The sequence below is a fragment of the Micromonospora rifamycinica genome (assembly GCF_900090265.1).
Lineage (GTDB): Bacteria > Actinomycetota > Actinomycetes > Mycobacteriales > Micromonosporaceae > Micromonospora > Micromonospora rifamycinica.
This window is the reverse complement of sequence record NZ_LT607752.1, coordinates 2,236,228-2,248,790: the sequence shown is the minus strand read 5'-3', so window position 1 is coordinate 2,248,790 and position 12,563 is coordinate 2,236,228. Positions and strand designations below refer to the sequence as shown.

Sequence of the window (12,563 nt, the reverse complement as noted above, 5' to 3'; positions counted from 1 at the left end):
GGGCCGGGGCGCCGGCTAGGGGTTGTCCCGGTCCCCCGGTGTTCCTACGCTCGCTTCGTCGACGGCGGCGGTGTCCCGACGGGACGCCGCCACCCCGGCACGGAAGCGGCGATGACACCCGCGGGCGACGCAGCGGCGATGCCGGTTCCGGGACGGTCACGATACGCCCGGACGGCACGTGACCGGCGGGTCCGGCCGGGGAGCCCTCCGCCACCGGCGGGCCGCCCCGACGATCCGCCACCGGCGGGCCGGCCCGGGTGCCCTCCGCCGTAGGCGTCCCGCTGCGGGTCAGGCCCGCAGCGTCGATCCCAGAGGAACAGTGATGACGGCAACGCTTGAGAACGACCTGTGGGTGCGGCGGTTCCATCCGGCGCCGTCGAGCGCGATCCGGCTGGTGGCGCTACCGCACGCCGGTGGTTCCGCCAGCTACCTGTTCCCGGTCTCCCGGGCACTCTCGCCCGGGGTCGAGGTGCTGGCGATCCAGTACCCGGGCCGGCAGGACCGCCGGCACGAGCCGGTGCTGGACACGGTCGCCGGCCTGGTCGACGGGGTGTTCGGCGCGTTGCGACCGTGGCTGGACCGGCCGGTGGCGATCTTCGGACACAGCATGGGCGCGGTGCTCGGCTACGAGCTGGGGCTGCGGTTGCAACAGGAGACCGGCCGGCCGCCGGTACGGCTGTTCGCGTCCGGTCGCCGGGCACCGTCGCGTACCCGGGACGAGCGGTACGTGCACACCCGCGATGACGCCGGGGTGCTCCGCGAGCTGGCCCGGCTCAGCGGGTCGGACCCGCGGGTGCTGGGTGACCCGGAGCTGCTGCCGATGATCCTGCCCGCACTGCGCGGGGACTACAAGGCGGTGGAGACCTACCGGGCCGAGGAGGGGCGGCGGTTGGACGCGCCGGTCACCGTGCTCACCGGCGACAGCGATCCGATGACCACCGTGGACGAGGCGCGCGACTGGCGGCTGCACACCAGCGCCGAGTGCGACGTGCGGGTGTTCCGGGGCGGGCACTTCTTCCTCAACGAGCACGCCGCCGAGGTGATCCGGCTGATCGGCGCCGAGCTGGGGCGGAAGCTGCCCGCGACTCCGGCGGGCTGAGTCGGGCGACGGCGGAGCGGGGGCACCGGTGAACCGGTGCCCCCGCTCCGCCGTGCCGTCATTCGGCGATCTTCGTCCGCATGGTCCAGTGGAAGACCACCACCCGGGACGCGTCGTCGGCGCGGCCGTCGTGGTCGCCGCGGCGTTCGAAGTGTTCGTATCCGCCGAGGTAGGGCACCTTGATGCGGCCGGTGCCGGCCAGCGCGCTGCGGGCCCGGTCGACGGCCGGCAGACCGACCGGTCCGCCTTCGAGCACCACGTCGACGTGGCCGTCGCCGAACCGCCGCGCGCCGCTCACCGGTGCGAGATCATCCACGCTTTCCTCCTCGGCTGGGGGCGGACACGCTTCCGGAAAATCGTGTTGTGCGTCACTGCCCTCGGATGGTTCCAGCCTGGCGGCCGGCGGGTTCGGCGTATACCCGGAAGCGACCCCTAACTAGCCGGTGGGCAACCAGATTTCAGTGGCCGGTCAACCTGCGGCCACTTTCCCGGCCTGGCCCTTCGCATTTGCGATGCCGGTCGCCGATGTCGGGGAGGCGACAGGATTGCGGTGGCCTTTGAATTGTGTCTGTAATGGTGCCGTCGCGGACTCGAAACTCAATTTTTCCTCAAGAGTAATTTGCCCGATTTATTAATTCTGTTCCCTTCGGTGGTGGTGTGTGGATGCCGTTATGATGGATGGTGATCAGAGAGGAATTGACATAAAATCTCCGGTGTGGAGCCGGGGAGGGCGTCCTTTTCCAGGTCAGCGGCCTGCGGTGGGATGGATCTTGCGGTCGTTTGTGCAGGTGGGAGGGCGGGGGTGATTTCTGGATCAGGTGGCCGTTACTGATTGGTAATTTGATGGCTGGCACCGAGAACCGACAAAACGCCACCCCGCTACGTAATATCGGTGACGAAGTATCGCTACCCCACTACCGTCTTGTACGGGTGTCTATGTATGCTGTGTCCGCCGTCGAGGCGCGGCCAAAGTCATCATTCAATTGACCATCCTCATTGAAAGGCCCGCTTTGCGGGCTGACGTGGGCAGCGGTCGGTTGGGCCTCGACGGACCGCGTGGCATCGAGCCGATCGGTTGCGTCGGGCGCCTGTCCCGCCAGGCGACAGCACCCCGTTCGATGCGTCGTCGCTGACCTGGGGGGAGACCGGTGGAATTCGTGGAGAGAAGCCGCGAGCTTGACATCTTGCGGGGCCTTTACTCCGGAAGCGCCACAGGCCGGGGGCGGGTCGCACTGGTCAGCGGCCCCGGCGCCACGGGTAAGACCGAGCTGCTGCGGGCCTTCGCCGAGCACGTCGAGGCGGACGGTGGGCTGGTGCTGAGCGCCGCCTGCTCGCGGGCGGAGCGGCTGCTGCCCGCCGCGGTGATGGGGCAGCTCTTCCACAGCGTGCCGCTGCCGGCCGAGACGCTGCGGCGCGTCGGCGCGTTCGTCGACCCCGCGACCACCACCGCGGAGGGGGCCGCCGACATCGGCGTGATCCGCGGAATGTGCGCCGAGCTGCTCGACATCGCCCGGAACCGGCCGCTCGTGCTGCTCGTCGACGACGTCGAGTTCGCCGACGAGACCACCCTGCAGACCCTGCTCTACCTGCAACGCCGGCTCACCGCGGCGCAGATCCTGGTGGTGCTCACCGAGTCGCCCCAACCCCAGCCGTTCAACCCGGAGTTCCGCGCCGAACTCACCCGGCACGCCTGCTTCTGCAACATCCAGCTGTCCCCCCTGTCCGAGGAGGGGGTCGCCGAGCTGCTGGCCGGGTGGACCGATCGGGACACCGCCGCGGCGCTCGCCCCGGCGTACCACCGGATCAGCGGCGGCAACCCGCTGCTGCTGCACGCGCTCGGCCAGGACCGGCGCGTCGCCGGCGCGGTGGACGGCACCGAGCCGGTCGTCGGTGACCAGTTCGGCCAGGCGGTCCTGGCCTGCCTGCGGCGGTGGGATCCGGCGATCCTGGAGATCGCCCACGGGTTGGCCCTGCTCGGCGACCTGGCCAGCCCGGTGCTGCTGGGCCGGCTGCTGGCCAGCAAGCCGGCCCGGGTCCAGTGGGTGCTCGACGCGCTGACCACCTCCGGTCTGCTGCGCGGGGGCCGGTTCCGTCACCCGGCGGCGCGTACCGCGGTGCTGCACGACCTGGCCCCGGACGCCCTGGCCGAGATGCACGCCCGCGCGGCGGAGCTGCTGCACGCCGAGGGCGCACCGGCCTCGGCCATCGGCGACCACCTGCTCGCGGCGGGTGGCCTCGCCGAGCCCTGGGCCATCACCGTGCTCCAGGAATCGGCGACGCACGCCCTCGCCGAGGACCGGGTCGACGACGCGATGGAGTCGCTGAAGCTGGCCCACGAGATGTGTGACGACGCCCCTCGTCGGGCGGCACTGACCGCGATGCTGGCCGATTGCCAGTGGCGGGTCAACCCGGCGGCGGTGAGCCAGCACCTCCAGTCCCAGCGCGACGCGTTGCGGGCCGGGCACCTCTCGGAGCGGCACGCCGTGGCGCTGCTGCGCTACCAGCTCTGGCACGGTCACCGCCAGGACGCCCAGGAGACGCTGCGGCACCTACGCGACGAGCGGCAGCGGCTGGACGCCGCCACCACCGCCGAGCTGGCCGGGTGTGCCGAATGGCTGCGGCTGCACTTCCCGGTCGCCTTCGCCGAGCTCGACGCCGCCCCCGGCTTCCCCTCCACCGCCACCCCGACCCGGTCCGACGGCTCCCTCGGGCCGGCCACCCCGTCGCTGACCGCCGTGCTCGCCGATGGGGTCACCGACGAGGTGATCGCCCGGGCCGAGCAGGTGCTCGGCAGCCACCTGCTGGTCGACGTCGGGCTGGAGTCGGCGTTGTGCGCGTTGCAGACGCTGGTCTACGCCGACCGGATGGACCGGGCGGTGCACTGGTGTGACGTCCTCGGCGCCGAGGCCGGGGCGCGGGGCGCCACCACCTGGCACGCCATTCTCTCCGACGTCCGGTCGCACATCGCGCTCCGGCAGGGCGACCTGCCGCTCAGCGAGCGGTTCGCCCGCGAGGCGCTGGACGCGCTGTCACCGCACAACTGGGGTGTCGCGATCGGTTCGCCGCTGTCCAACCTGCTGCTTGCCAAGATCGGCATGGACAAGCTGGACGAGGCCGAGGCACAGCTCAAGCACGTCATCCCGGACGCCATCCGGGACACCTGGTTCTGGCCGCTGTACCTGCGTGCCCGGGGTCACCTGCACCTCGCCGGCGGACGGGTGCACGCCGCCCTGGCCGACTTCGAGACCTGCGGGCAGCTGGCCACCCGGTGGGGGCTGGACCTGCCCACCCTGCTGCCCTGGCGCGGCGACCTGGCCCAGGTCTACCTGCGTTCGGGCCGCCCCGACCGGGCCCGGGGCATGGTGACCGAGCAGCTCGCCCGGCCCGGTGCGGCGAACGCCCGGACCAGGGGCATCTCGCTGCGGTTGCTCGGGTCGGCCCTCGACGTCAAGCAACGGGTGGAGACCCTGCGCCAGGCGGCCAACCTGCTCCAGGAGGCCGGCGACCGTTTCCAGCTCTTCCTCGCCCTCGCCGCGCTCAGCAGCGCGCACTACGGGCGAGGGGAGTTCAACACCTCGCGGGTGGTGGCCCGCAGCGCGACGCAGCTGGCCAAGGACATCCAGGCGCAGGCGCTGTGCCGCCGGCTGCTGCCCGGCAACGACCCGGTCGGCGGCGACGAGGCGGACGCCGCGCCGGAGCACGAGGAGCTGTCCCGGCTCAGCGACGCCGAGCAGCGGGTCGCCACGCTGGCGGCGCTCGGTCACACCAACCGGGAGATCGGCAAGAAGCTGTACATCACGGTGAGCACCGTCGAGCAGCATCTCACCCGGGTCTACCGGAAGCTGAACGTCCGGCGGCGCACCGAGCTGTCGCTCGGGCTCCCGATGGACGCCACCGGGTCCGGACTGCTGGCGGTGGCCCCGAGCGGGGCTGAGCGCTCCTGGCCGCAGTGGGAGTCCACGGCGGTCCAGGCGAGCTGAGCCGCCGGGGCGGGGAACCCGACCCCGGGACGTGGGCCTAGGCCTACCCGGTCGGGTCATTAGCTCCATAGAGCGGCGACCGACCGGTCCATACGGTGAACACATAACCACCGCCAGTTGGCGACGTTCTTCTGCGGGGAGCATGGGGTGAACAGAAATAAAGACGGTCGGATGGCCATGAGCGGTTCCGTCGACGCGGTCCGTCTGGGGGACGTCCGCAAGACGTACGGGCGTGGCGAGAACCGGGTGGACGCGCTGCGTGGCGTGACGATGAGCTTTCCGCGGGGCAGCTTCACCGCGGTGATGGGGCCGTCCGGCTCCGGTAAGAGCACCTTCCTGCACTGCGCGGCAGGGCTCGACGTGCCCTCGTCCGGCTCGGTGGTGCTGGACGGCAAGGAACTCAGCGGCATGAACGAGAACCAGCTCACCATCCTGCGCCGCGAGCGGGTGGGCTTCATCTTCCAGGCGTTCAACCTGATGTCGGCGCTCAACGTCGAGCAGAACGTCGGCCTGCCCTACCGGCTCTCCGGCCGCCGGCCCGACCGCCACTCCGTGCTGGAGGTGCTGGGCCGGGTGGGGCTGGCCGAGCGGCGCAAGCACCTGCCGAGCGAGCTCTCCGGTGGTCAGCAGCAGCGGGTCGCGATCGCCCGGGCGCTGATCATGCGGCCGGCGGTCATCTTCGCCGACGAGCCGACCGGCGCGCTGGACACCCAGACCACCATCGAGGTGCTGCAACTGCTCCGCGAGACGGTCTCCAGCGGCGGCCAGACGATCATCATGGTGACCCACGACCCGGTGGCCGCCGCCGCCGCGCACCGGGTGCTGTTCCTCGCCGACGGCCAGTTCATCGGCGAACTGGAGGCCCCGACCGCCGACGTGGTGGCCGAGCGGATGACCCACCTGACCGCCTGGCAGCAGAACCGGGCTCCGCAGGCCACCGGCAGGGGTGGCTTCTGATGACGTACCTCGCGTGGCGCACCCTGCGCTACCGCAAGCTCGCCTTCATCGCGACGTTCGTCGCGGTCTTCTTCGGCGTGGCGCTGATCGTCGCCTGTGGCGGGTTGATGGAGACGGGCATCCGGCTGGCCGTCCCGCCGCAGCGCCTGGCGGCGGCCGACGTCGTGGTCAGCGGCAAGCAGACCTACGGGGTGCCCAAGAAGGACCCGCAGGACACCAAGGACATCAAGTCGGTGCCGCTGGCCGAGCGGTACTGGATCGACCCGGGCCTGGTGAGCAGGATCCAGGAGGTGCCCGGGGTCGAACGGGCGGTCGCGGAGGCGTCCTTCGCCGCCACTGTCGTCCGGGACGGCGCTCCGGTGATCGTCGGTACCCAGTCCCTGGGCCACGGCTGGGATTCGGCCCAGCTCGGGCCGTACCGGCTCGACGGGCAGCCGCCCACCCAGTCGGGCCAGGTCGTGCTGGACCGGGCGGTGGCCCGGCTGGCCGGCGCCAAGGTCGGTGACCGGGTCGACGTGGTGGCCGGCGGGGTCACCTCCTCCTTCCAGGTCAGCGGGATAGCCACGCCCCCGGGTGAGGTGGACCAGACGGCGCTGTTCTTCTCCGGCGACGACGAGCGGCGGCTCAACCCACACACCGGCAGCGCCGACGCGATCGGCGTGATGGCCAAGCCCGGCACCGACCTGGACGCCCTGCGCGGCCGGATCGAGCGCACCCTCGCCGACCGCAAGCTGGTCGTGCTGACCGGCGACGACCGGGGAACGGCCGAGTTCCCCGAGGCGGTCGGTGGGCAGGCCCAGCTCATCCCGCTCTCCGGTGTCTTCGCCGGCATGACGGTCTTCGTGGCGATCTTCGTGGTCGCCAGCACCCTCGGCCTGTCGGTGCAGCAGCGGCAGAAGGAGATCGCGCTGCTGCGCTCCATCGGTGCGACGCCCCGGCAGATCCGCAAGATGGTGCGCCGCGAGGCCCTGGTGGTCGCGGTCGGTGCGGCGATCCTCGGCGTCGTTCCCGGTGTGGTGCTGGGGCCACTGCTCTACCACATCGTCGGGGAGGCCGGGGTGATCTCGCCGGTGGTCGAGTTCCACCAGGGTTTCCTGCCGTACCTCATCGGTCCGGTCGTCGGGATCTTCGCCGCGCTGATGGCGGCCAACGTCGCCGGTCGGCGTCCGGCCAAGACCCGGCCCACGGCCGGTATCGCCGAGGCCGCCCTGCAACGCAAATGGGTGAGCTGGCCCCGGGTCGTGTTCGCCATCCTCTTCTTCGGCGGCGGGTTCGCCCTGCTGCTGGTGACGGCGATCGCGATGCGCGGGGCGGTGGCCTCGGCGACCGCCGGTCCGGCGGTGATGTGCTGGGCGATCGCCATCGCGTTGATCAGCCCGGGGCTGACCCGGCTGCTGGCCGCCATCCTCAGCGTGCCGGCGCGGGCGTTCTTCGGGCTGGCCGGTTACCTCGGCACGATCAACGTGCGGGTCCGCGCGGTCCGGGTGGCCTCCGCGGTCACCCCGATCATGCTGGCGGTGGGTCTGGCCCTGGCCAACTTCTACCTGCAGACCACGCAGAACGAGGCCGCCGAGCGCTACTACTCCGACAACCTCCGCGCCGACGTGGTGCTCAGCTCGACCACCGGCGGGTTCCCCGCCGACACGGTCGAGACGCTCCGCTCCGCGCCGGGCGTGCAGGCGGTGTCCGCGTACGTCACCAGCGCCGGCTGGATCAACAAGCCGTACGACGGGTCGCACGTGGAGTCGCCGTGGCCCCTCCAGGGGGTGAACGGGGCCAGCGCCGCCGACATCACCGGGGTGCGGACGACCGCCGGCAACCTGGCCGACCTCACCGGTGCCACGGTGGCGCTGCCCGAGGTCGCCGGGAAGAACCTCAGCGTGGGTGTCGGCGACCAGATCACCCTGCGGCTCGGGGACCGGTCGGCGGTGGACCTGCGGGTGGTCGCGCTCTACCCGGCCAAGGAGGGGTTCGAGACGATCATGCTGCCGGCCGAGCTGCTCGCCGCCCACAGCACCACCGGGCTGGCCCGTCAGATCCTGGTCACCGCCGCGCCCGGCACCGACCGGGACGCGCTCGCGGCCAGCGTGCGGCAGAAGCTCGCCGGCCAGCCCGGCACCCTGATCGAGGACCATGACGCGATCACCACGTTCGCCGAGCGGACCAAGACCCTGGCCTGGGTCAACTACCTGCTCGTCGCGCTGGTCGCCGGCTACACCATGATCTCGGTGGCGAACACCCTGATCGTGGCGACCGCCGGTCGCCGCCGGGAGCTGGGCATGCAACGGCTCATCGGGGCGACCCGGCAACAGGCTCTGCAGATGCTCGGGGTCGAGGCCGGCATGATCACCATCATCGGGGTCATCCTCGGCACCATCGCCTCCGTCGTCACTCTGCTGCCGTTCAGCGCCGTGGTGCTGGGTCGGCCCGTCCCCTCCGGGTCGATCTTCATCTACATCGCCGTGGTGGCCGGTGCGGCGGCGCTCACCTTCGCCGCCACCCTGCTGCCGGGACGTCGGGCGATGTTCTCCCGGCCGGCGGAGGCGGCGGTCGCCGTCGACTAGCACGGGAGGCACCACGCGCAGCGCCCCCGGTCGACCGGCCGGGGGCGCTGCGCGTGCACGTGGTGTCGGTGCGCGCTGCGCGTGCACGTGGTGTCGGGGCGGCGTGCCGCGGTGGCGTGGTGGACGTCAGGAGACGTCGGCGCGGGTGCCGTTGAGGTAGGCCAGCACGGCCAGCACCCGACGGTTGCTGTCGTCCGCCGGTGTGAGGTCGAGCTTGGTGAAGATGCTGGTCGTGTACTTGGCGACCGCCCCCTGGCTGACGATGAGGCGCTGCGCGATGGCCGTATTCGAACATCCCTCGGCCATCAACTTCAGCACCTCCCGCTCGCGGGGGGTGAGGGTGGACAGTGGCTCCCGGCGGGACCTGCCGGCCAGGAGCTGCGAGATCACCTGCGGGTCCATCGCGGTGCCCCCGTCGGCGACCCGCCGGATGGCGTCGACGAACTGGTCGCTGTTGAGCACCCGGTCCTTCAGCAGGTAACCGATGCCGCCGCTGGCGTCGGCGAGCAGCTCCTTGGCGTACAGCTGCTCGACGTGCTGGGAGAGCACCAGGATGGGCAGGCCGGGCACCCGGCGACGAGCCTCCAGGGCAGCCTGGAGGCCCTCGTCGGTGAACGTCGGGGGGAGCCGCACGTCGACCACCGCGACCTCCGGGCGCAGCGTCACCAGAGCGTCGAGCAGTGCCGGGCCGTTGTCGACCGCCGCGACGATCTCGAAGTCGTAGGATTCGAGGAGCTGGACCATTCCCTGTCTCAGAAGGAAGAGGTCCTCGGCGAGAACAACGCGCACGGCAGCTCCAGGATCGCGACGGTCGGCCCACCTTCGGGACTACTGAGGACGAGCGTCCCGTCGAACGTAGCACAGCGTCGTTCGATGCCCCGGAGACCGGTGCCGCGCGAGGCGTCCGCACCGCCCTGACCGTTGTCGATCACCACCGCCCGTAGCAGCCCGTCGGTGTGCCGCAGGTCGATGCTGGCCCGGTCGGCGTTGGCGTGCTTGACCACGTTGTTCAACAGTTCGGAGAGGGCGAAGTAGACGGCGGACTCGGTCGGGGCGGCCATCCGGCCGGGCACGTCGGTGGTGACCTCGACCTCGATCGGGCTCTCCAGCGCGATGGCCCGGATGGCGTCCTCCAGGCCCCGCTCGGCGAGCACCGGTGGATGGATGCCCCGGATCAGGCAGCGCAGCTCCTCCAGCGCGGTGGCGGTGGCGGTGCGCGCGTCGACCAGCAGGGTCTCCGCCGCGTCCGGATTGGTGCGCAGCTGCCGGCTGGCCGCGCCGAGCTTCATGCCGATCGCGACCAGCCGCGCCTGCGCGCCGTCGTGCAGGTCCCGCTCGATCCGGCGCAGCTCGGTGGCCTGGATGTTGATCACGTCCGAGCGGGTCTCGGAGAGGTGCCGCATCCGGGAGGCGATCACCGACCGCTCACTCGGCCCGAGGAGCGACCTGGCGAAATGCGCGTGCCCGGCGAGCACGTGCGGGGCGGTGGCCGCCCAGATCCCGAACACCGCGAGGCTGACCAGCGCGCCGAGCGCCGCGTGCGGCCAGGAGTCCAGCGCGGTGAAGCCGTACCAGAAGTGCACCCCGGACTCGCGCATCAGCATCCAGAACCCGGTGGAGAGCACCAGCCCCTCCACCGAGTAGACCAGCAGGGTGAGCGGCAGCAGCCCCAGCGCGAACCCGACCAGCGTGTTGAGCAGCAGGAACAGCAGGTCGCGCCAGGTCGCCGGATCGGTGAGGATGGCCCGGCAGCGCTGTACCCAGCCGAACATCCCCTCCTCGAGCGGCGGCAGCGGCAGGTAGGGGGAGGCGATCGGCACCCCGCTGCGGGCGGCGACCCTCCGGCACAGCCCGGTCAGCCGGCGGACCAGCGGGGTGACCAGCGGCAGCAGCAACACCCCGACGCCGAGCAGGATGAACGCCGTGGCGAGGGCGGTGGTGATGAAGAGGGCCAGGCTGAGCGCGGCGGTGGTGACGAGCACCACGCCCCGTCCGGTGGCGGACAGGGCACGGGTCAGTGCCCGCCCGGTGAGTCCGATGGCGACGGCGACGTCCATGTTCTCCGGCTCTCCCGGTCACGGTAGATCGATGGTGGTGCCCGCACTCAGCGGTGTGTCGTGGACGACGAGCTGACGGAACTCGGTGCCGACCGGCGTGTCGTAGACCAGGGATCCACTGACCGTCGCGCCGGGCTTGATGTTCTTCGTCAACCGTTGGGTGTCCGGATAGTAGAGCAGGGAGCGGGCGTCCGGTGTGTGACCGTGGCCGTCCGTGTCGACCAGTCGTTGGCTGAGCGGCCAGACGATGGCGCCCTTGTCGCCCCGGTTGGCCACGTCGACGTCGACCATGCAGTACACCCCGTCCGCCTGCTGGGTCAGCGGCCAGAAGCCGATCTCGCGTTGCCCGCAGTGCACCCCCCGGACGGTGAACTCCAGCGACCCGTCCTGGCCGGTGGCACGGGCCGGTGACGGGTTCGGGGTGGGGCTGGGCGGCGGGCTCGGGGTGGGGCTCGGGACGGCCGGCGGGGACGGGCTCGGGCCGGCGCGCGGGGTGTCCCGGTGTCCGCCCTGGCGCAGCACGACGCCGCCCAGGACCAGGGCGGCCACCACCGCCACCACCCCGGTCAGCACCGCCGGCCAGGACGGCGGCGGTCGACGCGGCGGCCCGGAGACGGGTCGGGTGACCGGCTGGCCGGCGACGGGATACCGCCGGGTGGCGTCGAGCGACCCGGTGGTCGCCACCGGCTCCATCGCCGACCGGATGCTCGCCGTGTCGGCGCTGCCGACCAGGGTCAGCATCGCCTCCCGGGCGGTGGGGCGCTGCCGGGGGTCGGCGCGCAGCGCCCGCGCGACCACTGCCGCCAGGCCGGCGGGCAGCCCGCTCAGCTCGGGGTCGCCGAGCGGATGGACCCGGGGGTCGACCGGCAGTCGACCGGTGGCGGCCCAGCCGACCAGGACACCCCAGGCGTAGACGTCGGCGGGCTGGGCCGGCGGCGAACCGGCGAGGCGTTCCGGGGCCAGCCAGCCCGGGGTGCCGTACGACGGACCGGTGGTCGGGTCGAGCGCCTCGATCAGGCTGGCCAGCCCGAAGTCGATGACCTTCGGCCCGAACGGGGACAGCAGCACGTTGCCGGGGGTCAGGTCGCCGTGGGCCAGCCCGGCGGCGTGGATGGCGGTGAGCCCGGCCGCCACGCCGACCGCCAACGCCTCGGCCTGGGGGCCGGAGAGCGAGCCGTGTCGGGCCACGTGCTCGTGCAGGGACGACCCGGTGACGTACTCGGTGACGAGGTAGGGGACCGGCCCCTGCGGATCGGCGTCGAGCACCCGGGCGGTGCAGAAGTCGGCCACCCGACCGGCGGCGGTGACCTCCCGGGCGAACCGTCGGCGGAACTCCGGCCGGGGCCGCAACTCGTCGTGGACGACCTTCACCGCCACCCGGCCCCCGTCGGGCGACTCGGCCAGGAAGACCACCCCCATGCCGCCCGCGCCGAGCAGGCGGCGCAGCCGGTAGGGCCCGATCCGTTCCGGATCCCCCGGGCGCAGCGGTGACCCCGGCTCGGCCACTGCGCCGCTGGTCAGCTCGCCCACGTAGACGAGTGTCCCATGCCGGATCGAGGCCCGCGCCCCCTCAGCCGTCCCCGATGGACGCACCCGGCCGGCGTCGCGCGACGGTGCCGGGTAGGGGGCCGCTAAGGGTTGGCACCGCTGGGGGTGGAACTACCGTGCTGAGGGTTGGCACCGCCGGAGGCGGAACCTAACGTGTGGTCGCACGCGCTCACCGGCGCGTGCCGCGGTCGGCGGCCCCGCCGGCTGACGACGGGGTCGCCGACCCCGGGGGTACGGGCGTCCGGACGCCGGGCACCGAGGGCGCGACGACCGACGGGGGTGCCGCCCGCCGGCCGGGCGCCGGTCCCGTCGCGTCGGGGCGCCGTGCCGTCGTGGTGCGCGCCGCGCAGGAGAGAGG

At 72.3% G+C, this 12,563-nt stretch carries 8 protein-coding genes; 4 read left to right on the top strand and 4 right to left on the bottom strand.

Annotated features, from left to right (window positions below; translation table 11 throughout):
- The first annotated feature begins 322 nt into the window (after positions 1–322).
- The gene (locus GA0070623_RS09120) at positions 323–1,099 is read left to right on the top strand and encodes a thioesterase II family protein (protein ID WP_067311868.1); all 777 of its coding nucleotides are present in this window, start codon (positions 323–325) and stop codon (positions 1,097–1,099) included.
- Between the two features lie 58 nt (positions 1,100–1,157).
- Here GA0070623_RS09120 and GA0070623_RS09115 read toward each other — a convergent pair whose 3' ends face one another.
- Positions 1,158–1,415, bottom strand: coding sequence for a DUF5988 family protein (locus GA0070623_RS09115; protein ID WP_067311864.1), 258 nt, complete (start codon positions 1,413–1,415; stop codon positions 1,158–1,160).
- Between the two features lie 832 nt (positions 1,416–2,247).
- Between GA0070623_RS09115 and GA0070623_RS09110 the strand changes: the two genes are divergently transcribed.
- The 3 genes from GA0070623_RS09110 (at position 2,248) to GA0070623_RS09100 (ending at position 8,600) form a co-directional block, all read left to right on the top strand.
- Positions 2,248–5,079 carry a helix-turn-helix transcriptional regulator gene (locus tag GA0070623_RS09110; protein ID WP_067311860.1) on the top strand — a complete coding sequence of 944 codons (2,832 nt, stop codon included), beginning with the start codon at positions 2,248–2,250 and terminating at the stop codon, positions 5,077–5,079.
- 147 nt (positions 5,080–5,226) lie between these two features.
- Positions 5,227–6,036: an ABC transporter ATP-binding protein gene (locus GA0070623_RS09105; protein WP_067311856.1), complete on the top strand. Its 810-nt coding sequence runs from the start codon at positions 5,227–5,229 to the stop codon at positions 6,034–6,036.
- Positions 6,036–8,600, top strand: a complete 2,565-nt coding sequence (locus tag GA0070623_RS09100) for an FtsX-like permease family protein (protein ID WP_067311853.1) — start codon at positions 6,036–6,038, stop codon at positions 8,598–8,600. Before GA0070623_RS09105 ends, GA0070623_RS09100 begins: the two co-directional genes overlap by 1 nt.
- Positions 8,601–8,726: 126 nt before the next feature.
- Here GA0070623_RS09100 and GA0070623_RS09095 read toward each other — a convergent pair whose 3' ends face one another.
- Genes GA0070623_RS09095 through GA0070623_RS09085 form a run of 3 tightly spaced genes read right to left on the bottom strand, consistent with a single transcriptional unit; the run spans position 8,727 to position 12,187 of the window.
- Positions 8,727–9,389, bottom strand: coding sequence for a response regulator (locus tag GA0070623_RS09095; protein ID WP_067311849.1), 663 nt, complete (start codon positions 9,387–9,389; stop codon positions 8,727–8,729).
- A complete protein-coding gene (locus GA0070623_RS09090; RefSeq protein WP_089003975.1) occupies positions 9,353–10,657 on the bottom strand; it encodes a sensor histidine kinase in 1,305 nt (434 codons plus the stop codon). Before GA0070623_RS09090 ends, GA0070623_RS09095 begins: the two co-directional genes overlap by 37 nt.
- 18 nt (positions 10,658–10,675) lie before the next feature.
- Positions 10,676–12,187 carry a serine/threonine-protein kinase gene (locus GA0070623_RS09085; RefSeq protein ID WP_067311842.1) on the bottom strand — a complete coding sequence of 504 codons (1,512 nt, stop codon included), beginning with the start codon at positions 12,185–12,187 and terminating at the stop codon, positions 10,676–10,678.
- Positions 12,188–12,563: the final 376 nt, after the last annotated feature.

Coding starts and splice junctions, on each gene's coding strand:
- GA0070623_RS09120 (WP_067311868.1), top strand. CDS start 323: ATGACGGCAACGCTTGAGAACGACCTGTGGGTGCGGCGGTTCCATCCG.
- GA0070623_RS09100 (WP_067311853.1), top strand. CDS start 6,036: ATGACGTACCTCGCGTGGCGCACCCTGCGCTACCGCAAGCTCGCCTTC.
- GA0070623_RS09090 (WP_089003975.1), bottom strand. CDS start 10,657: ATGGACGTCGCCGTCGCCATCGGACTCACCGGGCGGGCACTGACCCGT.